Annotated in this window: 25 protein-coding genes; 12 read left to right on the top strand and 13 right to left on the bottom strand. The window is 60.8% G+C overall.

All coding sequences use genetic code 11. The features are described 5' to 3' along the window. Positions 1–33: 33 nt before the first annotated feature. The 4 genes from Q0718_RS07960 to Q0718_RS07945 form a co-directional block, all read right to left on the bottom strand. Positions 34–219 (bottom strand): hypothetical protein, encoded by a 186-nt coding sequence (locus Q0718_RS07960; protein WP_298916043.1) that lies wholly within the window; start codon positions 217–219, stop codon positions 34–36. Further along, a complete protein-coding gene (locus Q0718_RS07955) occupies positions 216–1,361 on the bottom strand; it encodes a PepSY domain-containing protein (RefSeq protein WP_298916038.1) in 1,146 nt (381 codons plus the stop codon). The genes Q0718_RS07960 and Q0718_RS07955 overlap by 4 nt, the downstream gene beginning before the upstream one ends. Positions 1,362–1,399: 38 nt before the next feature. Continuing rightward, complete coding sequence (locus Q0718_RS07950; RefSeq protein ID WP_298916035.1) at positions 1,400–3,610, bottom strand: TonB-dependent receptor; 2,211 nt, start codon at positions 3,608–3,610, stop codon at positions 1,400–1,402. 168 nt (positions 3,611–3,778) lie between these two features. Beyond that, positions 3,779–5,941 (bottom strand): primosomal protein N', encoded by a 2,163-nt coding sequence (locus Q0718_RS07945; RefSeq protein ID WP_298916032.1) that lies wholly within the window; start codon positions 5,939–5,941, stop codon positions 3,779–3,781. Between the two features lie 63 nt (positions 5,942–6,004). Between Q0718_RS07945 and fsa the strand changes: the two genes are divergently transcribed. Continuing rightward, positions 6,005–6,655, top strand: coding sequence for a fructose-6-phosphate aldolase (gene fsa, locus Q0718_RS07940; RefSeq protein ID WP_298916029.1), 651 nt, complete (start codon positions 6,005–6,007; stop codon positions 6,653–6,655). 72 nt (positions 6,656–6,727) lie between these two features. Here the strand turns inward: fsa and Q0718_RS07935 are convergent, their stop codons facing one another. Continuing rightward, positions 6,728–6,895 (bottom strand): CsbD family protein, encoded by a 168-nt coding sequence (locus tag Q0718_RS07935; protein WP_298916025.1) that lies wholly within the window; start codon positions 6,893–6,895, stop codon positions 6,728–6,730. Positions 6,896–6,990: 95 nt separating this feature from the next. Here Q0718_RS07935 and ubiG point away from each other — a divergent pair, with 95 nt between their 5' ends. The 7 genes from ubiG to Q0718_RS07900 all read left to right on the top strand — a co-directional run bounded on the left by ubiG (position 6,991) and on the right by Q0718_RS07900 (position 11,781). Continuing rightward, entirely contained in the window at positions 6,991–7,803 is an 813-nt protein-coding gene (ubiG, locus tag Q0718_RS07930) for a bifunctional 2-polyprenyl-6-hydroxyphenol methylase/3-demethylubiquinol 3-O-methyltransferase UbiG (RefSeq protein WP_298916022.1), read from the top strand. 106 nt (positions 7,804–7,909) lie between these two features. After that, positions 7,910–8,509 carry a ParB/RepB/Spo0J family partition protein gene (locus tag Q0718_RS07925; protein WP_298916019.1) on the top strand — a complete coding sequence of 200 codons (600 nt, stop codon included), beginning with the start codon at positions 7,910–7,912 and terminating at the stop codon, positions 8,507–8,509. A gap of 250 nt (positions 8,510–8,759) precedes the next feature. Further along, complete coding sequence (locus tag Q0718_RS07920) at positions 8,760–9,341, top strand: ParB/RepB/Spo0J family partition protein (RefSeq protein WP_298916017.1); 582 nt, start codon at positions 8,760–8,762, stop codon at positions 9,339–9,341. A gap of 299 nt (positions 9,342–9,640) precedes the next feature. Further along, positions 9,641–9,856, top strand: coding sequence for a hypothetical protein (locus Q0718_RS07915; protein ID WP_298916014.1), 216 nt, complete (start codon positions 9,641–9,643; stop codon positions 9,854–9,856). A 40-nt stretch (positions 9,857–9,896) separates the two neighbouring features. After that, positions 9,897–10,634, top strand: a complete 738-nt coding sequence (locus tag Q0718_RS07910; RefSeq protein ID WP_298916011.1) for a YsnF/AvaK domain-containing protein — start codon at positions 9,897–9,899, stop codon at positions 10,632–10,634. Between the two features lie 74 nt (positions 10,635–10,708). Continuing rightward, a complete protein-coding gene (locus Q0718_RS07905; RefSeq protein WP_298916008.1) occupies positions 10,709–11,167 on the top strand; it encodes a YsnF/AvaK domain-containing protein in 459 nt (152 codons plus the stop codon). Between the two features lie 134 nt (positions 11,168–11,301). Next, the gene (locus Q0718_RS07900; protein ID WP_298916006.1) at positions 11,302–11,781 is read left to right on the top strand and encodes a DUF2141 domain-containing protein; all 480 of its coding nucleotides are present in this window, start codon (positions 11,302–11,304) and stop codon (positions 11,779–11,781) included. A 389-nt stretch (positions 11,782–12,170) separates the two neighbouring features. On the opposite strand, the gene Q0718_RS07895 is transcribed toward Q0718_RS07900, so the two are convergent. The 3 genes from Q0718_RS07895 to Q0718_RS07885 all read right to left on the bottom strand — a co-directional run bounded on the left by Q0718_RS07895 (position 12,171) and on the right by Q0718_RS07885 (position 13,307). Further along, positions 12,171–12,326, bottom strand: a complete 156-nt coding sequence (locus tag Q0718_RS07895; RefSeq protein WP_298916004.1) for a hypothetical protein — start codon at positions 12,324–12,326, stop codon at positions 12,171–12,173. Between the two features lie 62 nt (positions 12,327–12,388). Further along, on the bottom strand, positions 12,389–12,853 hold the full coding sequence (locus Q0718_RS07890; RefSeq protein WP_298916000.1) for a hypothetical protein: 465 nt from the start codon (positions 12,851–12,853) through the stop codon (positions 12,389–12,391). A gap of 91 nt (positions 12,854–12,944) precedes the next feature. After that, positions 12,945–13,307, bottom strand: coding sequence for a hypothetical protein (locus Q0718_RS07885; RefSeq protein WP_298915997.1), 363 nt, complete (start codon positions 13,305–13,307; stop codon positions 12,945–12,947). A gap of 219 nt (positions 13,308–13,526) precedes the next feature. Between Q0718_RS07885 and Q0718_RS07880 the strand changes: the two genes are divergently transcribed. Continuing rightward, on the top strand, positions 13,527–13,742 hold the full coding sequence (locus Q0718_RS07880) for a hypothetical protein (protein ID WP_298915994.1): 216 nt from the start codon (positions 13,527–13,529) through the stop codon (positions 13,740–13,742). A 213-nt stretch (positions 13,743–13,955) separates the two neighbouring features. Here Q0718_RS07880 and Q0718_RS07875 read toward each other — a convergent pair whose 3' ends face one another. The 3 genes from Q0718_RS07875 to Q0718_RS07865 form a co-directional block, all read right to left on the bottom strand. After that, complete coding sequence (locus Q0718_RS07875) at positions 13,956–15,698, bottom strand: histidine kinase dimerization/phosphoacceptor domain -containing protein (RefSeq protein WP_298915991.1); 1,743 nt, start codon at positions 15,696–15,698, stop codon at positions 13,956–13,958. A gap of 91 nt (positions 15,699–15,789) precedes the next feature. Further along, entirely contained in the window at positions 15,790–16,410 is a 621-nt protein-coding gene (locus Q0718_RS07870) for a sigma-70 family RNA polymerase sigma factor (protein ID WP_298915988.1), read from the bottom strand. Then, the gene (locus Q0718_RS07865; RefSeq protein ID WP_298915985.1) at positions 16,407–16,622 is read right to left on the bottom strand and encodes a NepR family anti-sigma factor; all 216 of its coding nucleotides are present in this window, start codon (positions 16,620–16,622) and stop codon (positions 16,407–16,409) included. The genes Q0718_RS07870 and Q0718_RS07865 overlap by 4 nt, the downstream gene beginning before the upstream one ends. Positions 16,623–16,781: 159 nt before the next feature. Here Q0718_RS07865 and Q0718_RS07860 point away from each other — a divergent pair, with 159 nt between their 5' ends. Continuing rightward, entirely contained in the window at positions 16,782–17,552 is a 771-nt protein-coding gene (locus tag Q0718_RS07860; RefSeq protein WP_298915982.1) for a response regulator, read from the top strand. Between the two features lie 8 nt (positions 17,553–17,560). On the opposite strand, the gene Q0718_RS07855 is transcribed toward Q0718_RS07860, so the two are convergent. Together Q0718_RS07855 and Q0718_RS07850 are read right to left on the bottom strand one after the other, a co-directional pair. Beyond that, positions 17,561–18,286: a Crp/Fnr family transcriptional regulator gene (locus tag Q0718_RS07855; RefSeq protein ID WP_298915980.1), complete on the bottom strand. Its 726-nt coding sequence runs from the start codon at positions 18,284–18,286 to the stop codon at positions 17,561–17,563. A gap of 52 nt (positions 18,287–18,338) precedes the next feature. Further along, positions 18,339–18,827: a hypothetical protein gene (locus Q0718_RS07850; protein WP_298915978.1), complete on the bottom strand. Its 489-nt coding sequence runs from the start codon at positions 18,825–18,827 to the stop codon at positions 18,339–18,341. A gap of 145 nt (positions 18,828–18,972) precedes the next feature. On the opposite strand from Q0718_RS07850, the gene Q0718_RS07845 reads away from it, so the two are divergent. Together Q0718_RS07845 and Q0718_RS07840 are read left to right on the top strand one after the other, a co-directional pair. Further along, a complete protein-coding gene (locus Q0718_RS07845) occupies positions 18,973–19,188 on the top strand; it encodes a DUF2945 domain-containing protein (protein WP_298915975.1) in 216 nt (71 codons plus the stop codon). 8 nt (positions 19,189–19,196) lie between these two features. Further along, entirely contained in the window at positions 19,197–20,204 is a 1,008-nt protein-coding gene (locus tag Q0718_RS07840) for a mechanosensitive ion channel family protein (protein ID WP_298915972.1), read from the top strand. Positions 20,205–20,226 lie beyond the last annotated feature (22 nt).

The following is a 20,226-nucleotide window of genomic DNA, read 5'->3' as shown; positions in this document are numbered from 1 at the left end:
GGCCTGGCCCGCAGGGCTCGGCACGCTTCCCGCCTATCGGTCGCGGGTCCGCCAGAGCGCCGTCGCCACGGCCCAACCGATAGCGGATACCGGCAAGGCCAGGCTTGCCCAGGAAACCGGATGCGCGAAGCCGTCGCCGATCAGAGCGACGACGAGCCCGAAGAGCGTCGCGGCCGACAACAGCACGGGCAGCAGGAAAGTCGGATGGCGCACCCTCATTCGGCCGCAGTCCTGTCCAGACGGGTCACGACACGATTGTGGTTGCGGCCGCGCCCTGTGCGACGCCGCGCGATCCAGAGATACAGGCCGGAGCCGAGAACGACGATCGTGAAAAGCGTCAGGATCGCCCAGAGGATCTTGAGCGGAAGACCGCCATAGTCGCCGAAATGCAGCGGACGGGACAGTGAGAGTCCCTTGGCGTACCACGGCATGTCGCGCAGCCCGACGAGTTCGCCCGTTCGTGCGTCGATCAGGACGGGTGTGATGATTTCTCGCGTCAAGGGCGCGCTGCCGTGCAGGAATACGAAGAAATGCCGGTTTGTGGAGAAGCTCCCGCCCGGAAAGGCGACGAACTGCAAGGTCATGCCCGGTGCCGCGTCCAAAGCTGCGGAAATGGCGGCGTCCAGACTGGCGAGATCGCCGGTCACGGCTGCATCACCATATCCGCCTGTGAGATCGTCGAAGGCCTGGGCTTTCCAGGCCGCGTTGATCGGCGCTTCGAGCGTATTGACGACACCGGTAAGGCCGACCACGAACACCCAAGCCATTGTCGCGATGCCGAGCAGATTGTGAAGATCCAGCCACTTCAATCGTCGACTCTTATGCGTGCGGACCATGCCGAATGCGTGCTTTTGCATGAACGGCGCATAAAGCACGACACCCGAAACCAGGGCTGCAATGAAAAGAGCGCCCATGGCGCCGAGAAACAGCATGCCCGGCAAGCCGAGGAACATGTCGGTGTGGAGCCGCAACACCACATCCATCACGCCCCCATCGGCCTCGGGCGGCGGAACGAGGTTCCCGCTGGTCCGGTCGAAGGATGCGAAGTGCATCTGTGATTGCGGTGCATCCGGAGCCGGACCCGTCGTGACGTTGACGACCGGCCGATCAACATCGAAGCTCATATAGAGCGGGACTTCGCCGGGCCTGTTGGCGAGGGCGGCATCGAGCACGGCATCGTAGGACAGAAGCGGACCGCCCGGATCGGCGGGCCGCCATGTATCCGGCGACAACGCCGCGTCGATCTCGTGGTGGAAGATCAACGGCAAGCCGGTCACGCACAGCATCAACAGGAAAGCCGTGCATATCAAGCTGGTCCAGCTGTGGACAGCCGACCAGAGCTGGAAGCTGCGACGGGTCACGGACGACCCGCCCGACCTATGGTTTCGACTCCGACCAATTAGAGGCCGAACTCGACGCTTATCAGGATCGTGCGAGGCTCGCTTTGGACGAGATAGTTCGATCCCGGAAAGCCGCCCGTGGACACAAAGGATTTCTCATCGCCCACATTCTCGATCCGGGCGCGCAGAACGATGTCCTGATCAAGGCGGTTGCTCCAGCGATAACTGGCGCCGATATCGAAACGGACGAAATCGTCGATCGATATAGTGTTGGCCGTATTCGTGAACTGCTCCCCCGAATAGGTCGCGCGACCGTCGATGGAGAGACCCGCCAGAGCCGCAATGTCATAGCGCGCATTCAGGCTGGCCCGGATGTCCGGCACCCCGATCAGGCTATTGCCTTCGTCCACGCCGCCTTCCGTGCGCGAAAGGTCCGCGTCGAGCCATGTCAGGCCGCCGATCAGCGACAGCCCCTCCATGGGCGACCCGTAAACGGTCGCCTCCAGACCCTGCACGGACTGTTCCCCGTCGGGTGCGATGATGCCTGTCGTCAAGCCGCCAGCCGTCCTCAGATTGGTCAGGATCGCATTGGGCCGGGTCAGGTCGAACACGCTGAACGTGGCGCCAAAACCCCGGCCGTCATATTTGAGTCCGGCTTCGTACTGGGTGCCGCGGTAAGGGTCGAGAACGTCGCCCGCATTCCTGACGACCGTGCTTCCTACCGCCGCCGGTACGATCTGACCCGGTTGCAGGTTTTCGGCATAGTTGCCGAAAACGGACAGGGTATCGGCCGCCTTGAAAACGATGCCGAACGCGGGTGTCCAGGCACTCTCCGAGAAATCGGTGCCGGGATTGCCTCGGCCCGTGTTGAAATCGAATGTTTCGGTCTGGATGTGTTGATAGCGAACGCCGACAGTCGCAAGCAGACGGTCGTCCAGAAAGGAGAGCGTGTCGGCGATCGCCGCCGAGCTGTTGATCGTGCGCTCTGTCGTCAGGGGACTGGACAGGTCGCCACCGGTGAAGTTGCCTACCGCGTTCAGGCCGGGCTGACGGTCGTCGAAGATATTGCCGGACAGGGCCGCGAAATTGAAGGCGAACGCGTTCTTGCTTTGCAAGTCCACGACCGATCCCGATGCCACGAGGCGGTGACCGACCGCGCCTGTGGCGAATGTCGCAGTGACGCCGACATCGCCGGAAAGGATGCGGTCCTCGCGCGCATTGTCGAACCGGAATGCCGTATAGTCGCCGGCGGCATCGGCGGTCGGATTGGCCAGAACGTTCGCCTCTTCGCCTTCACGACCACCAAAGGCGGCCCAGCCCATGACATCGTCGGTGACGTCGAACTCGCCCCGGAATGCCCCGAACACTTGTCGTTCGTCGGTCAGCGTGCCCTTGATGGCATAATTGGCGTCAGCTTCGGGCACGTCAGGGATCGCCCCGGACGGTGTGATTTGTGGGCGCGGATTGTCCAGGCGATTGGTCTGATAACCCAGGTCGGCCGAGAAGCGGGCACGTGCGCCTTCGCGACTGGCACCCAGCGCAAAGGCGCCGAGGTCGCGCCGTTGGTGATCGATCGCGGTCCGTCCGTTGCGGAACACGCCGTTGGCCCTAAGGCCGATCTCGTCCCGGGCACCGAAACGCCGGCCTATGTCGGCGGCGCCCGTGAACTCGCCGCCTGAACGCAGGCCCAGCGTGATTCGGTTCAGATCTTCCGCGTCCGCACGTTTGGGCACGATATTGATATTGCCCCCCGCGCCCGACGTACCCGGAGCGGCGCCGTTCAGAAAAGCGTTGGCGCCGCGGAAGACTTCTACCCGGTCCACCAGTTCAGCAGCGAGGAACTGGCGAGGCAGGATGCCGTATAGGCCATTATAGGTCACATCGTCGGAAAAGACCGGAAAGCCCCGCAGAATGTACACTTCCTGGAAATTTCCGAAACCCTTGGCCGTCCCGACGGTCGGGTCGTTGCGGATGAGGTCGGTGATCGAAAGCGCTTGCTGTTCGCGGGCCAATTCCGCCGTGAACGACAGGCTGGAAAACGGTGCGTCGAGATAGGGCAGATTGCCGAGCAGGCCCGCTCGGGCAGCCTTGCCTATATCGCCGCCTTCATACGTACCGCCGAAATCGACTTGCGATCCCGTGACGACGACTTCGTCTTGATACAAATCGTCATCCCCAGGGCTCGTCTGTGCGAAGGACGGGGACGTCGTCGCGAGAGCGACAGTCAGCACAAGCGCCGAGGGTGCGACGACCTTAAAGGAAGAGAGCATGGAACCGGTCCTAATTGCGATCTATTCGCAGTTTGGCGGAGCCGTTATCTCACTTGAAATTCGTTCGCAACTACTGTCGGTGCGAATCGCGTTATTTTTCATCGCCGGACTTGCAGCTTCTGCCAGAAAAGGCCGCTATCGGCTCTCGGACCAAGATCGCTTCGGAAGCTACACGAAACTCTGCGGATCGATGTCGATCTGGATCTTGTACTTTGCCGGTATGCGCTTCTGCCTGGCCCGCCAGGCCGTCATGTATTTCGACAGGTTCACGCCGGGGTCCGCCCGGATGAAGAGGCGGCGGCGGTAAAGGCCGCGCAGGCGGGCGATGGGGGCCTCGGACGGGCCCAGGATTTCCACGCCGTCCGCACGCGGAGCCTTGGATAGGAAGTCCTTCGCCAGCTCTTTCGTTTTTTTCAGATCCGGGCCCCAGACGATGACCGCCGCCAGCCGTCCAAAGGGCGGCAGGCCCAGCATGTCGCGCATCGCCATTTCGACACCGACGAACATCTCCCGGTCGCCGGCGACCAGCGCCTGCAGCGCTTCATGATCCGGATGGTGGGTCTGGATCAGGGCTTCGCCCGCCTTGTCGGCGCGGCCTGCGCGGCCCGCGACCTGCACCAGCGTCTGGTAGGTCCGTTCGCCTGCGCGCGGGTCCGCTCCGCCCATCAGCAAATCGCCATCGACCACGCCGACGAATGTCAGCTTCGGGAAGTTGTGGCCCTTCACCACCATCTGCGTGCCGACGAGAATATCGATCTCGCCGCGTTCCATCCGGCCGAGGCGCGCCTTGATTTCGTCGGGCGTGGCGGTCGTGTCGGACGACAGGATCTCCACCCGCGCCTGCGGGAAGTGGGTCTGCGCCTCGTCCGCGATCCGCTCCACGCCCGGCCCGATGGAGGTCAGCCCGTCCTTCGCCCCGCATTTCGGGCATTCGCGCGGCATGCGCATGGAGAAGCCCGTCAGATGGCAAACGGCGCGGCCCGTCGCGCGGTGTTCCACCAGCCAGCTATCCGTGTCGGGCGAGCGCAGCCGCTCCCCGCACGCCTTGCACAGGATCAGCGGGGCGTAACCACGGCGGTTCATGTAGAGCAGCGACTGCTCGCCGCGCGAAATGCGCTCCGCAACGGCTTGCACCATCGGCTCGGAAAGAAACGATCCCGGCTCAGGCTTGTGCGTCTTCATGTCGATCAGCCCGATGTCCGGCAAGGTGATCGCGCCGGGCCGTTCCGGCAAGACGATATGGGCATAGCGACCCATGCGCGCATTGTGCAGCGATTCCAGGCTCGGCGTGGCCGATGCCAGTATGACGGGCCGGTCTTCCAACCGCGCGCGCAGGACCGCCATGTCGCGAGCATTGTAGATCACGCCTTCTTCCTGCTTGAAGGACGTATCGTGTTCTTCGTCCACCACGATCAGGCCGAGCTTGGCGAAAGGCAGGAACAGAGCCGAGCGTGCGCCGACCACCAGCTTCGCCCGTCCTTGCACGACTTCACGCCAGGCGCGGCGGCGTTCCATATCCGTTATCGCGCTGTGCCACGCGACGGGCTCTGCGCCGAAGCGCTGCTTGAAGCGAGACAGTCCCGCCTGCGTCAGGGCGATTTCCGGCACGAGGATCAGAACCTGCCGTCCCTGCCGCAAGGCTTCCGCGACGGCTTCGAAGTAGACTTCCGTCTTGCCCGACCCCGTCACCCCGTCCAGCAACGAAGCGGAGTAGGAATCCTTGCGGACCTGCGTGACCAGCTCGGAGGCAGCCATGGCCTGCGCCGGAGACAGAACACGCCCCGCTATATCTGGATCGGGCTCTTCGAACGGTGGGTCCACGGGCCGCTCTTGGGCGCGCATCAGCCCGGCCTTGACCATGCCCTTGATCACGCCCGCCGAGATGCCGGCGCGCTTGGCGATATCGGAGGCCCGCGCCGGGAACGGTCCGCCTTCGTCCAAGGCCGCGCGCCGGGCCGGCGTCACGTTGAGCGGCCGCTCTCCGGTCGGTTCGTAGAGCGTTGCGACCGGAGATGGATCCAGCGCTTTCCACGACCGCAGCACCATGCGCAGAACCTGCCCCGGCGAGGCGACATTGTAGCCAGCGACCCAATCGATGAAATCGAGCATCGGCTCCGGCAGCGGCCGCGTTGCCTTCACTTCGGCGATTTCCTTGAGCTCGCGGTCCGGTTCCGCCTCATCAAGACCCATGACGACGCCGAGCTTCATCTGCTTGCCGATCGGGGCGAAAACGAAGGCGCCGCGGTCCAAGCGGATATGGTCTGGCACGGCGTAATCGAACGCGCCGGGCACATTGACGGGAAACAGGATTTGAGCGTTTTTCAGGCCCATGCGCTGTGTTATCAGCCTGCGCAGAATACGCCCGGACTTTTTGTCATAAAGGATGCACCCCGCATGAAATTCTTCATCGATTCCGCCGATATCGAAGCGATCAAGGCCCTGTCGGATATCGGCCTGGTCGATGGGGTCACGACGAACCCGTCCATCATCGCCAAATCGGGTCGCGACTTCAAAGACGTCGTGGCGGAAATCTGCACGCTGACGGACGGCCATGTCTCGGCCGAGGTCGTCGCCACAGAAGCACCGGACATGGTTCGGGAAGGCCGCACGCTTCACGCCATCGCCGACAATGTCTGTGTGAAACTCCCCCTGACCCTGGAAGGGCTGAAAGCGTGCAGGATCTTGTCCGCAGAGGGCACGCCGACCAATGTCACGCTTTGCTTCTCCGCCAATCAGGCCTTGCTGGCTGCAAAAGCCGGGGCGACCTACATTTCGCCCTTCATCGGGCGGCTGGACGACATCGGCCTCAACGGATTGGAACTGATCCGGGATATCCGTCTGGTCTATGACAATTACGGCTACGAGACCGAGATCCTCGCCGCCTCTATCCGGTCGGTCAATCATGTCCGGGACTGCGCCCTGATCGGCGCGGACGTGATCACCGCGCCGCCCGCCGTGATCCGGTCCATGGCCGAGCACCCCCTGACAGACAAAGGCTTGAAGGCATTCATGAAGGATTGGGAGAAAACCGGCCAGTCAATCTGAGGGGGATCCGTTTTCAGCGCATGAAAAAACCGGGCGCAAAGGCCCGGTTTCCCCATTCGAATGAATCTGAGTCTATTCGACAGCGTCTTTGGCGTCGCCGACGGCGTCCTGCGCCTTGGCTTTGGCTTGTTGTGCGTGGCCTTTGGCCTCCAGCGAGCGGTCGTTCGTCGCTTCGCCGATCTCTTCTTTCGCCTTGCCGACGGTCTTGTTGTAACCGGCTTTGATGTGTTCGCTTTCCATTATAGTCTCCTTTCGATTGGGTGCGGGGATGCACACATTCAACGGGATGCATCGCTTCATGGTTCCGAAATGGGCTGCAATGCGTATGTAGGGTCATGGCCCACGATACAGCATCCGCTCCCGACCATCTGACATCCGTGTCGGTTGACCCGCGCGAGATGGAAAGCTTCTCGCGCATGGCGCATGACTGGTGGAATCCGGATGGGATGTTCCGTCCGCTGCATGTGATGAACGGCGCGCGCATCGACCTGATCAAGCAGTCCGTCTGCGATCATTTCGGCAGGGATCCAGACGCGGACCGCCCACTCGAGGGACTGCGGTTGCTGGATATCGGCTGCGGGGGCGGATTGTTGTGCGAACCCATGGTCCGTCTCGGCGCGCAAGTGACTGGTGTCGATGCGTTGGAGCGCAACGTCAAGACTGCCAAGACCCATGCCGAGCAGGTCGGTGTCCCGGTGGATTATCGCCACGGCACGATCGAGCAAATGGTCGAAGCCGGCGAAGCGGCCTTCGATGTCGTGCTGAACATGGAAGTGATCGAGCATGTCGCCAATCCGCAAGATTTCATCGCCGATTGCACGGCCATGGTCGGCCGGCAGAAGGAAGGAGGCCCCGGGGGGATCATGATCTGTTCGACCATCAACCGCACGCTCAAGGCGTTTGCCTTCGCCATCGTTGGCGCGGAGTATATTCTGCGCTGGCTGCCGCGCGGCACGCACCAATATGACAAGCTGGTCAAACCGGGCGAGCTTCGACACTATCTCGAACAAGCCGGGCTGCAGGTCGACCGCATCATCGGAATGAGCCTGAATCCGCTGACCGAGAGCTGGCGGATCGGCGACGATACGTCGATCAACTATGTCACGGTCGCGACGAGAGGCGTCCATGACGAGCCGATGTCAGGATGAGCCGGGATTAAGTCACGATTAACCCTGAAAATTGAATTCGATTTTACGGATCCGCCTCCATGCTAACCGGTCGCTGGGGGATCGCCGCAATGGCAGGAGATCCGCAATGCATTTCGATACGGTTCGTGACAGAACGAACCAGCGCGCCCCGCTGGAGCGTTTCACGCTGATCCGGGCAAAACTGCTCACCGGGCCTCTGTTGCACGACATTCGGACTTTGCGGCACAGCATCGAGCGTGTCGGGCTTCTCTCGCCGATCGTTGTCATTCCCCGGAACGGTCTCTTCGTCGCAGTGGACGGCCGAAAGCGGCTGGCGGCTTTGCGGGGCCTTGCTTTCGAAGGACGCCTTCCGGACGCGCTTCGCACGCTTCCCTACCGCACGCTCGACCGTCGTCGCGGCGGCAATGCGTCGTATGCGCCCCTGCCCTTCGACGAAATCCTGTTCCGCAAGGTTCTCAACCATTCCAAGACTGGATTGGATGTCGAAACTATCATGGCGAAATTGGGCATCTCGCGCCAGACAGTCGGGGACATCATGTCGCTGTCCAGACTGACCGGCGAACTGCGCGGCGCCATGTTCGCCCGGATCATCGATTTCGACCAGGCCTATGCGTTCGCCGCCTTGCCGACATGTCGGCGACAACAGGAGGCGTTTGAAAGGCTCGGACCGAGAGCACGTCCGGAAGATATATTAAGCGAAGGCTAGGTCTGTCGGCAAAGCCCAACATGGGAACGTCAGGCGCATCATATGCAGACAGAACTGGGTTTCATCGCGCGACGGTCTTCCCGCGTCCGCAAAAGGTTAATGACGCGTTAACCATTCTGGTTAAGTTTTAAGGGGTTAGAGGGAACTTCTTCATGTTAAAAGACGTATCCACATTGTTAACCATACGGGTTGGAGGCTCGCAATGTCCTGGATAGCGCATAACAACATACCCCATCACGCATCTGTGGATATGTTCGACCTTCTCAGGTCCAAAGCCCTGTTCGGCGATTCCTTGCGGGAAATCCAGGCCCTGCAGAACAGCATTTCCCGGTTCGGGCTCTTGACACCCGTCATCGCGATCCGCCGCGCCGGGCGCCTGATCGTCGTGGATGGCCGCAAGAGGCTCACGGCGCTCAAGCGGATGGCTTTTGACGGGAAGCTGCCGCGATCCCTGTCGCAGGTCCCCTTCCTGCTGATCAACGATCTGTCCCAGGCGGACCGGCGCGCACCGCGTCTCGTGGCGAACGCCGATCTCTTCGCACTCGTCCAGAGGCGCTGGAAGAACGGGCAGGATCTTGACGCGTTAGCAACCGACCTGAACGTCTCGCGACAATGCGTCCGCGACATCCTGCTCCTCGATCGTCTCGCACCGAGCGTCCGCAACGCGTTTTTCGACCGGACGATCGATTTCGCGCAAGCCCGCGCTTTCGCCGCAGTGCCCGACCAAGCCGAGCAACTCCGCCGGTTCCGCCATCTCGGACCCACGGCGCTGCCGGACCAGATCCTGCAATGGGACGAAGCCGCCAGACAGCGCAGCCGGATCGCGGCCTGACGTCCGCAACGGGATTTCCCCCATCATGTCGCGACCGTTGGCGGCGCGGATAGCGAAACCGGTCCGCCGCCGGTCGAGCGTCGCTGCGATCCGGGTTCTGCTCTAACGACCGGCGTCCGATATTCCTGGTCCGAACCGCGAAACGACGCGTTTGACCGACAAAATGGAACAAAGCCGACCTCTGCACATAGATTAGATGAACCGTCGGGCAACGGCATTCCCATTTCGGCGCTCGCCGGTTCAGCCATACGATCAACCGCCCGTGCCAAGGCGGCGATCATCATCGAAAGGAGACGATCGTGGCCGACATTCCCGTCGAACACAGACCCGATCTGCAGAGTGTGACGTCCTTGCCCACATGGGCCGGACTACTGGGGCTTGCCGCCCTTGCCTCGCTGATCTGGCTTCTGTTCTCGTTGGGAGCGAATGTCGCGACGCAAAGCGATGCCGAAACTGCTGACACGCCTGTCAGCGCAACGTTGGATCAACCCCGAACCGACACCCCGACCGGCTGACATTTTGTCACTCCGCCCCAACCAAGAGAAGGACTACCCCATGGACTATGATACTGAATACACATTCGCTGAAGTCGACAATCTGCCAGAGCTGGAAGAGCTGCAGGATTGGGCGCTCGAAAACCCGAGCCAGGACATCCGCAATCGTCCGCTCGTGACCGCTGAAGGTCAAACCCTCGGTATTATCGACGACATGCTCGTCGATCGTTCGAGCGAGCGCGTTTCCGCTGTCCGTCTCGAAGACGGCCGGATCGCTCCTGCCGAGAATCTCGAGATCTATGCTGACCGCGTGATCTATCAGCCCGCCGGTGCCACGACCGCCTATGTCGCCGAAGCGCGCGAAACGGACGCCACTATCGATGCCGACGCCGACGAGACGATCCAGATCGTTGAGGAAGAAGTCGCTATCGGCAAACGCGCCGTCGCCGGCGACGCCATCCGCGTGACGTCGAAAGTCGTAACGGATGTCGTGACCGAAGACGTCGCCCTGCGGAAGGAAGAAGTCTACGTTCAGACCAACCCGACCGAACGCGTCGTTTCCACAGCGGACGCCGATGAGCTGTTCGAAGAGAAGGTCATCGAAGTCGCCGAAGTCAACGAAGAAGCCGTCGTCGGCAAACGCGCCGTCGTGACGGGTGAAGTCGAAGTCGGCAAGGTGACGGACACGGAAATCGAAACCGTTTCCGAGACGGCACGCCGTACGGTCGTGGACGTCGACACTGACGTCGATGTCGATGCTACAGTCGTCGCGACCGATCTGGATAAGCGCAACGCATAATCCGGTCACATTTCCCCGACAGACGGGCCGGCCCTCGCGGCCGGCCTTTTTTGTAAGCATTTCAGGAGCAGACTATGTTTGAATGGTTGAAAGGCGAACGCAAGACGATCGACGATCTTCCCGTCGTCGGGGAGGCGAAGGATCCCCTCGCCCGGTCCAAAACCGACATCGAAGCAGTCGTGCCGATCCTGTCCGAGGAAGTGGATATCGAAAAACGCACGGTCCTTGGCGACCGCGTCCGGATCGACGTCGAAACCGAATCGGAAATTCATAACCTGTCCGAAGAGCTGAGGTCTGAAACCGTCGACGTCGTCCGGGTTCCGATCGACCGTCCCGTAACCGAACGCCCGACCGTTCGACGCGAAGGCCGCACCACAATCGTTCCGGTCCTTCGCGAACGTCTCGTTCTGAAAAAGGAACTCGTGCTGACGGAAGAGATCCACATCACGCGACAACAATCGGTTGAGACGGTGGAACACGATGTCGAACTGCGTCACCAGACGGCCCACGTGACCCGTTCGGAATCCGACTAAGGCATTGGCGTAAAAACGTTCTTTCTGCGTCCTGGTAGGAACGCGCCGCTCGATGGGGCGTTGTTTGAGGGTAGAATTCAAACGCATGCCCGGCTCCCTGTGGGACCGCGACGGGCCATAGAGAGGACACCATCATGATGACGAAACGATCCATTGCACTGGCCGGAGCCCTTGCAGCCGCGCTCGCCTTGCCGCTCGGCGCCAAGGCCCAGACATCGGCCTTTCTCGCCGCGCAGAGCGCCGGCGGAACGGCCGCTTCCAAACTGATCCTGAAGGTCGAAGGGCTGGAATCCAGGCAAGGCCAGCTTCTCGTTGGCTTGTACGATACCGAAAGCGGATTCGAGGCCGAACAGGAAACGATCGGCAAGACCGTGCCCGTCGACGGCGAAACGACACAGATCGTCTTCGACGGCCTTCCAGTCGGCAATTATGCCATCAAGGTCTTCCATGACGAAGACGGCGACAGCGAACTGGACACGAACGGCCTCGGCATTCCGTCCGAGCCCTATGGCTTCTCCAACAACGCATCCGATCCGTTCAGCGCGCCGGAGTGGGAAGAAACCAAGTTTTCCCTGCCGAACGGTCGGATGACGCAGACGATCGATCTCGACTAAGGTCACTTACGAGAGAGCTCGCTCGACCATTTCCATAAGCAAGAAAAAGCCGCTCAAGAGCGGCTTTTTTTTTGTGAGCTTTTTTCTAATACTGAAAGCGGTTTTACAAGCCGAGGAACATCTTGCACCATGTGTATTCGGTCACAGCTGTTCGGAAGCAGTTTTAATCGTTGAAGGCGCTACCATAAAACCGCTCAAGGTTTCTAAATAGGGTGGGTTTGCGAACCTTATTTACCTGCGTTGATGGGTCGTGTTCTGACAATGCATGGACGGTCATTATGTGAAGGCGGCCTCTGTCCTGCCTGAGACCGAAAAAAAGCCTGGCCGTCTATACGAAGACGACCAGGCGCTTGAGCATTCGTCAAGACGGCTCGCGCCGCATGCCAAACCTATCCGGCCACGCCTACAAATACAGCGATCATGGCAAGGACGATCAGCGTGGTCGAAATGACGAACATCCACCAGAAGCGCGACGAGCGGCGTCCGGACTGTGCTTCGACATGATCGAGGTCGGCGGGATCGCGATCGGAATGATGATCTGTCATAGTCGGTCTGCTTTCTTATTGTTAGGGCCGTTGCGCCGCAGCGCGACATGATCCGGTCTGCCTCAATCGCCTTCGCCTAAGAGTTGACGGGACAGCATGATGCCCAGACCGAGCGCCGTGGCACCGGCGACGAATGGTTTGTCTTCCACTTGGGCCAGTATCTTCTGACTGATCGGGTGGGTCAGGATTTCCTCCGGTATGTGTTCGGACAGAGGGTCTTCCTTGGCTGCCAGCATGCCCTTGATGCGCGCATGGCGGTCCTTGGCCTTCTTCAGCGCGATCGTCTGTGACACGCGCGCCATGATCGTCAGACCGATGGCCCCGACGCTCAGGATGAGGGCAATGACAAGGAAGGCGACGTCCAAACCATATGTCGTCGCGATCCAGGTAAACAGGGCGGCCAGAAAAAAGATGCCGGCGAATATGCTCAGGAACAATGCCCCCATATAGCCCGTCAGAACCCTGACCGGATTGGGCGTGCCCTTGCGCATCAGCAATGGCGCAATGAATGTTGCGTATCTCAGCACCCGCGTCTCCTAGGATGGACCCGTAACTGGATCTGTAGAACTAAAAAGACCCGGCGCACGGAAAGGCGCCGGGTCATGATCCATTGGCAGCCTAGCCGCGCAGGATGGCGCCCAGCACGAGACCGGCGCCCACGGCCATGGCCATGGAGGAAAGCGGCTTTTCACGGATCTGCACTTCGGCCTTGGACGTCAACTCGTCGTAACGGGCGATGGCGGCGTCCTTCTGTTCGACGGCGACCGCACGGGCGGTCTCGGTGCGGCCTTCGACCTTGGACAGCGCCTGGTCCTTGACCGTCTTGGCCAACATCTTAAGATCGGCGCGCAGCGTGTCGAGTTGATTGGAAAGTTCATTATCCATCGGTGCGACGCTGTCGCTTGTCGTCGCCGTGACGGACGGGCGCTTCGCGGCCGTCTTCTTCGGAGTGGCTTTCGGGGTAACTTTGGCAGTAGCCATGATTTCGATGTCCTTCTCGTGGAAAATTTCAGTGTAACGCGCCCTCGTGGCGCGCGTTCATGACTTCAACGAGACCACGCGACATTTCGTTCCATTTGCGTGTCGCTTTTCGGATCAGAGCAAACGCAAGGGAACGAAGCGGTCTCCAGGCTCATTATATTTGCAACACGCCTGTCTCCGGACGGGGTTCCACAGCTTTACGATATAAAGGATTTCAACTTGGCCGATAACGAAAAGACAAAGCCGACCCGTGCGCGAGACGGGGCATCGCAAGACGCGGCATCGGAGACACCGAGCGAAACCGTACCCGTACCGGAAAACCCGACACGCGCGGAGTTGAGCGCAAGCCTCGAGGAGGCCGAGTTCCCGCGGGCCTCCCACATGGCGAAGGAAATCTTCGGCGAAAATCCGCGATTGGACGAAGAAGAGGAATAGCGCGAACAAGGAGCGCGATGCCGAGCTATTTAAAAAATGCAGGCAGGTTCAAAATTCGCGGGAACCCTTTCGACCATTAAGGCGTAATCCCTATAACAACAGACAAACACCAGGTACCTCCCCTTCATCCCGGTGTTTTTAAGCCCGGACCCCGTTTCTCCCCTGCACGGCGTCCGGGCTTATTCTTTTGCCCCTCATGAATATCCAGAGCGTTCAGTCGCGGCGCTTGCGGCTGACCTGGAAAGGCTGTTCGGGCGTGTCGTCTATGGGAAAGCTCAAACGCGCCGTCAGTCCGGGGGAATTGTCGCTGAATTCGAGCGTGCCGGACAGTTGCCGCGCAAACCCCTTCATCAATTTGGTGCCGATGCCGCGCATCGTTTGCGGATCGCCGACCCCGCGCCCGTTATCCGTCACCGTAATGACCATGGTGTCGTCGTCCGGCAAGACGATCTCGATATGGACGGAACCGCCGCGCTCTATGCCGTGTTCAACGGCATTGCTGATGGCTTCCACGATGAACAGAGCGATGGGAATCGCATTGTCGGCATTCAGATGGCACGGTTCGACGGAATGCGTCAGATGGATGCCGGCCTCGTCGGTGCCCAGGCTTTCGCCCATGGCGGCCAGCAATCTGGATATGAACGGACCGATATCGATGCGCCGCAATCCGGTGCTTTCGTAAAGACCGCGATGCACGATTGCGATGGCGTTGATCCGTGTCCGCGTGGCGGAAATAGCCTCGATCGCATCCTGGCTCTGGGCCTTGCGCTCCTGCATGTTGAGAAGGCTGATGATGATCTGGAGATTGTTTTTCACCCGGTGGTGGATCTCCCGCATCAGCGTGTCCTTTTCATCCAGGTTCTCGGCGATCCTGTTTTCGCGCTCCTGCAGCTGATGCGCCATGCGGTTGAAGGAGTTGGCAAGTCCCTGGACCTCGTTCGCGGCCGACCCGGACAGGTTGACGCGCGACCCCAATCGTCCGCTGGCGAATTGACGGGCCGTCCGGCGGACCTTGGCGATCGGTGTCAGCAGCATCGTTTGGGTGCCGAGCCAAATGAGGCCGAATCCGATTAGCCACGCCAAAATGGGCAATAGGACGGACGTCAGGGGATTGATGAATGCATGGAGGTTGCCGAAACGCGCCGATCGCCCCACCATGACGTAGAGATCCAGATCCCGGAAATACCGCGATGCAATGCGCCAGGCCACACCGTCCGCATCGACCATGTCCAGCAATGTCTCACGGCCGAATGGGATCATGGCCAGATCCTGCCCGGCATCGCTCATGAAATCCGAAGCGCCGACGACGCCTGAGCCGTCGGGCTTGGCCAGCACGATGATGGAATCGGCTCCGAGCGTCGCATCCAACATGCCGCGCAGTCCGATATCTTGCGGCAGAACGAGCGTGTAGGTCCGGCCCGAACTGCGCACTATGGACTGGAGCACGATCACATGGCGCGACGTTCCGTCATCGTCGATCCTGCCTCGCTCGATGCGGAACGATCGGTCTTGTGTGAACGGTTGCGGATTTTCCAGGACGAGGCCGTTCAGCGAGACCGGGTTCTGGCAGATGGGCGTGCCCTCTGTTTCGTTGACGATGAGCGCTTCGAATACATCGAGCCGCTCCAACACCTCCTCCGAGCCTGCATCGCAGCCAAGTTCGGCGATGATCTGCGGCACGGCGTCCAAGCCGAGACGGCCGGCTTCGAGAGTTCTGGCGATTTCGCGGACCGTGTTCGTCGCCACGACGTCGGCGAGCTGGTTTTGCGAAACGCGATTGCGGTCCAATGTGGACAGGGCTTCCAGGCCGGTCACCAATAGCCATGGCATCAAGGCGAGCGCCAGCAGGAAACCGTAGCGGACACGGACACTCTGCCACCAGCGCGTCTCGAGCGATGGGACGGCGTACGGGTCGGGCCGAGGGGAAGCGGGACTGTCGGTCGGGGTCACCGTCATCACTGCCCTCTAGCGAGATGCGCGTCGCTTATCTAGGATTAAACCCTCGAAATTCGGCCGCAGTAAGCCACGGCAGACGTTTGAAAATCCTCTAAGTCTTGCCGGCCAAAGTATCGGCCTCGGACAGAATCGTCGTCATGGCGTCCAGCGCGCGGACCTTGTCGGGCGCATTGTCGAACCGCCCGGATTTCATGATGGTCTCCAGCGCCTTGCGAGCGCGCGATACACGGCTTTTGATGGTACCGACGGCGCAATCGCAGATTTCCGCCGCTTCTTCGTAAGACAGACCCGACGCCCCGACGAGGATGAGCGCTTCGCGCTGATCGTCCTTCAGCATGTCGAGACCGCGCCGCAATTCGTTGAGGTGAACGCTCTGTTCCGGATCCGTATTGGCGATGATGGTCTGCTCGGCGACCTCGGGTTCCAGCGACGTCGCCCGCCATGACCGGCGCTTGATCGAATAGAACTGGTTGCGCAGGATCGTGAAGGTCCAAGCCTTGAGATTGGATCCGGGCTTGAACTTGTCGCGCGCGTTCCAGGCTTTCAGAAGCGCGTCTTGGGCGACATCGTCCGCCAAGGTCGCATTGCCGCAGAGCGACCGGGAGAATGCGCGCAGATGCGGGATCAGGGCCGTCAGATCATCGCGGAACTGGTCTTCGTCGAGTTCCAACACCTCTTCTTCCGACGATGTGTCGGTGGGGTTCTGGCTCACTTGGCGCCCCTGCCGGTTTTCGGCGCTGGGGCTTTGTCGGCCTGGCGCAGCAGACTCAGGAAGTCGTCGGGAACGTCTTCGTTCAGGACCTTGTCATAGAGGTTGCGCAAGGAAGACCCGATCTTGTCCGGCAAGGCTTCCTTGTCGAAAGGCGCTTGGCCGGAGTCGGCGCGCTTGTGGCTGCGGCGCGAAGATTGTGAGTCATCGGTCATAGACTGGATCGTGGTCCTTTTCCCCGGATTTACCGCAAGCTTACGCTTGGGAACCAAATGGGTTCCCGCCGGTTTAAACACCTTGAACCGCAGCCGACAAGCTGCAAGGGGCGGGCGAATGCGCATGCGCCACCGGATTGTCTAAAAGGGGACCCCAACGTGAGTCTAGTCGATACCTATGCACCCTATCTTCCGTATCTGCGCCGCTTTTCGCGCGCTCTGACGGGGTCCCAGACCGATGGCGACCGTTACGTCCGCACTGCATTGGAAGCCTTGGTCGCAGGCGATGCCGTCATCGATGACCGCTTGCCACCGCGCACCGCGCTCTACCGCATGTTTCTCGGCATCTGGGGCTCGACCGGCGCGCAACTCGAAGAACCGGCGGACGGCTCCGACACACCGACGGACCGGATCCGGCGTTTGACTCCGGTCTCCCGGCAGGCCTTCCTGCTCTCGGCACTGGAAGGGCTTTCGCTCGACGAGATCGCGGATGTCATGAATGTGTCCGAGGACGGCGCGCGCGAAATGCTCGATCAGGCCGAAGCCGACATCGAGAAGGAACTGCGCACCAACGTTCTCATCATCGAGGACGAACCGATCATCGCCGCCGATATCGAGGAGCTGGTGTCAGACCTGGGCCACGAGGTGGACGGTGTGGCCGCGACGCGCACCGAAGCCGTCAAAATGGCCGGGCAACGCAAGCCCGGGATCGTTCTGGCGGATGTGCAACTTGCCGATGGTTCGTCCGGGATCGATGCGGTCGACGACATTCTGACGGATTACGACGTTCCCGTGATCTTCATCACCGCCTTCCCGGAACGCCTCTTGACCGGCGACAAGCCCGAGCCGGCCTATCTGATCTCGAAACCGTTCAAGCCGTCAAACGTCAAGGCTGCCATCAGCCAGGCTTTGTTCTTCCACGACAGCTGAGCGCGCCGCTATTGCGCCGCGATCACGATCGGGTCGGGGCACATCAGCGCGGGATTGTACTCGGCCAGTTCCATCAAGGCATTCCGGTCCACGATGTCGATGCCGCGTCGGCTCGTCCGGATCAGGCCCTGCGCCTTCATGGACGTCAGCGAGCGGGAAATATGGACGACGGAGAGGCCCAGCGCGTCCGCCAGATAGGCTTGGGGCACGGGCAGAGGCACGAAGTCGCCCTCGCTGTCCTGGGCGATGTTCTGGCGCCGGTTGAGTTCCAGAATGAAGTTGGCGATGCGTTCGCGCGCACTCATGCGCCCGATACGCACGATCTGCTGACGCAAAATCGTTTCCTCTTGCACCGTTACCCACCAGAAGGCCGACGCCAGACGATGGGCGTTCTGGATGATGTCGAGAAACTCGCGGCCGTCATAGATGCGCAAGACCGTATCGGTCGCCGCCGTGATCGTGTGGTCCGAGCGGGCGCCGACCAGAGACATGAGGTCGAAATAGTCGCCGGGCAATTGGAAATTGATGATCTGACGGCGGCCATTGTCCAAATAGCGCGCCCGCAACGACCAGCCGTCGAGAACGATATGGATCTTGTCCATCGGTTCGTTGAGCGCGACGATCGTCTGACCCGACTTGAAGGTCTGCTCCCGGTGCTGGAGCGCGATCAGCGGCGCGAGATCCGCGTCGCCGATATCGACATAATGTTTCATGCGGCGAACGAATCTATCCATGGTCAAAATCCCGCGTCAGGTTCGTTCGGCGAACGGCCAATTCGCGGAAGCCTTACTCGGCACTGCTCTCCGGATCGATCCGCAAGATGGCGGCGCGGCCGTTTATGTAAAGGGTGGATATCTCTTCCTCGGTCGGGGCTTTCGCGATGTCGAGCGCGACATCGAACGTTCCGGCGTCGGCGGCGGCTTCGACATATTCGCTCAGCTCCGCAGTCCGTTGGACGGACTGGGACATATCGGCCGCATTGGCGCCTTCGGGCAGAACGGGAATGATGGTGACGTCCACATCGCCGCAATCCTCGGCCGCCTCCAACCCGTCGAGAATGAATTCGGCGCTGTGCGTCGTCACGAGGCTGTCGTGGAAGAAGACCGGAAGCTCGCCGGTTTCGCAATTCGAAAGCGCATCGATGTTCGGGGCCTTCACGAGCTCTGCATAGCTCGCCTCTGGAGCCTCCATCTCGACCGTGTCCGCCTTGGTGCTCACCCACGGAATGATGCCGATGGGCAAAATGGCGGCGGTACAGAAAAGCAGTCTCAGCATTGGGTTTGTCCTTGTTCACCTAATCAATGCCGCAGACCGGCCGTCGGTTCCGCATCCGCCTGTCCTTGCTGTCATGGAACCGTAATGACCGATCGGCGTTGCCAATTCGTCGCATGACCCCACGCAGCGAAGAGAGGAATCCTCGATGGCCGGCTATGAAACAGGAACGAAAGTCGAGTGGGAGTGGGGCAACGGAAAAGGGACGGGCAAGGTCGCTGAACGTTTCATCGAGGATGTGAGCCGTACGATCGAAGGCACGGAAATCAAACGCAAGGCCAGCTCGGACGAGCCCGCTTACATGATCGAGCAGGACGATGGCGGCCGCGTGCTCAAATCTCACTCCGAAGTGACGAAAGCCTAAGGTCGGTCGTGCAAGACTCCAACACTCAGAACTCTGGCACTCAGAACTCTGGTACTCAGGACAGCGGCAATCAGGATGCCGCCACCTCCGATGACACGATCAACGAGCCGCTCGCCGAGGGCTTCAGTCTCGAAGCGGCCATGGACCGGGTGGAAAGCTGGGCCGAAGGCTTCATCTCCATTCTGCCGAACCTGGTTCTCGCGGCCCTGATCCTGTTGCTGTTCTGGTGGCTGGCAAGCCTGGCGAAAAAGCAGCTGGCGAAGCGCTTCCGCAATCATGAACGGCCGAGCCTGGGCCAGGCCTTGGGACGCTTGGCCAAGATTTTCGTGATCGTGATCGGCATCGCCATCGCCATCGCCGTCGTCGCGCCATCCGTGAAACTCAGCACGCTGATCGGCTCCTTGGGCGTCGGCTCCGTGGCGATCGGGTTCGCATTCAAGGACATTCTTCAGAACTGGCTGGCCGGCATGCTCATCCTTCTGCGCCAACCGTTCCAGATCGGCGACCAGATCGAAGCGGCCGGCTTCGAAGGCACGGTGGAATCGATCGAAACGCGCGCGACGATCCTCAAGACCTATGAGGGCGAACACGCCATCATCCCCAATTCCGAGCTCTACACCAACTCCGTTCTCGTCAAGACCAAAACCAGCATCAGCCGCGGTGAGTACACGATCGGGGTTTCCTACGACGCCGACATCGACCAGGTTCTGGAACTGATCGAACAGGAACTGTCCAAGATCGAAGAGATTTCCGACGATCCGCCCCCCGAAGCCCACACGTGGGAACTCGGCGATAGCAGCGTCAACATATTGGCGCGCTGGTGGACCAAGGCAGAGAAGGCCGAGCAGGTCCGCATCCGGGGCCGGGCCGTCCGCGCGGTCAAACTGGCCCTCGACAAGGCTGGAATAGAAATCCCCTATCCGCATCTCGTCAGCGTCAAACCGTCCGGGCCGGACAAGGGCGATGACACGGAGGCCAAAGGGGAAGACCGGGACAAGGCAGGCGATAGCGCCTAAGGCGGGTCGAACCGATTTATAC

It is taken from the genome of uncultured Algimonas sp., from assembly GCF_947498175.1.
Lineage (GTDB): Bacteria > Pseudomonadota > Alphaproteobacteria > Caulobacterales > Maricaulaceae > Litorimonas.
Note: the sequence above shows the minus strand (reverse complement) of the source record. Positions and strands in the feature narration are given on the sequence as shown.

Excerpts from the sequence above, each read along its gene's own strand:
- Q0718_RS07960 (WP_298916043.1), bottom strand. The coding sequence starts at position 219 with ATGAGGGTGCGCCATCCGACTTTCCTGCTGCCCGTGCTGTTGTCGGCC.
- Q0718_RS07950 (WP_298916035.1), bottom strand. The coding sequence starts at position 3,610 with ATGCTCTCTTCCTTTAAGGTCGTCGCACCCTCGGCGCTTGTGCTGACT.
- Q0718_RS07945 (WP_298916032.1), bottom strand. The coding sequence starts at position 5,941 with ATGGGCCTGAAAAACGCTCAAATCCTGTTTCCCGTCAATGTGCCCGGC.
- fsa (WP_298916029.1), top strand. The coding sequence starts at position 6,005 with ATGAAATTCTTCATCGATTCCGCCGATATCGAAGCGATCAAGGCCCTG.
- Q0718_RS07935 (WP_298916025.1), bottom strand. The coding sequence starts at position 6,895 with ATGGAAAGCGAACACATCAAAGCCGGTTACAACAAGACCGTCGGCAAG.
- ubiG (WP_298916022.1), top strand. The coding sequence starts at position 6,991 with ATGGCCCACGATACAGCATCCGCTCCCGACCATCTGACATCCGTGTCG.
- Q0718_RS07925 (WP_298916019.1), top strand. The coding sequence starts at position 7,910 with ATGCATTTCGATACGGTTCGTGACAGAACGAACCAGCGCGCCCCGCTG.
- Q0718_RS07920 (WP_298916017.1), top strand. The coding sequence starts at position 8,760 with ATGTTCGACCTTCTCAGGTCCAAAGCCCTGTTCGGCGATTCCTTGCGG.
- Q0718_RS07910 (WP_298916011.1), top strand. The coding sequence starts at position 9,897 with ATGGACTATGATACTGAATACACATTCGCTGAAGTCGACAATCTGCCA.
- Q0718_RS07905 (WP_298916008.1), top strand. The coding sequence starts at position 10,709 with ATGTTTGAATGGTTGAAAGGCGAACGCAAGACGATCGACGATCTTCCC.
- Q0718_RS07900 (WP_298916006.1), top strand. The coding sequence starts at position 11,302 with ATGATGACGAAACGATCCATTGCACTGGCCGGAGCCCTTGCAGCCGCG.
- Q0718_RS07895 (WP_298916004.1), bottom strand. The coding sequence starts at position 12,326 with ATGACAGATCATCATTCCGATCGCGATCCCGCCGACCTCGATCATGTC.
- Q0718_RS07885 (WP_298915997.1), bottom strand. The coding sequence starts at position 13,307 with ATGGCTACTGCCAAAGTTACCCCGAAAGCCACTCCGAAGAAGACGGCC.
- Q0718_RS07875 (WP_298915991.1), bottom strand. The coding sequence starts at position 15,698 with ATGACGGTGACCCCGACCGACAGTCCCGCTTCCCCTCGGCCCGACCCG.
- Q0718_RS07865 (WP_298915985.1), bottom strand. The coding sequence starts at position 16,622 with ATGACCGATGACTCACAATCTTCGCGCCGCAGCCACAAGCGCGCCGAC.
- Q0718_RS07855 (WP_298915980.1), bottom strand. The coding sequence starts at position 18,286 with ATGGATAGATTCGTTCGCCGCATGAAACATTATGTCGATATCGGCGAC.
- Q0718_RS07850 (WP_298915978.1), bottom strand. The coding sequence starts at position 18,827 with ATGCTGAGACTGCTTTTCTGTACCGCCGCCATTTTGCCCATCGGCATC.
- Q0718_RS07845 (WP_298915975.1), top strand. The coding sequence starts at position 18,973 with ATGGCCGGCTATGAAACAGGAACGAAAGTCGAGTGGGAGTGGGGCAAC.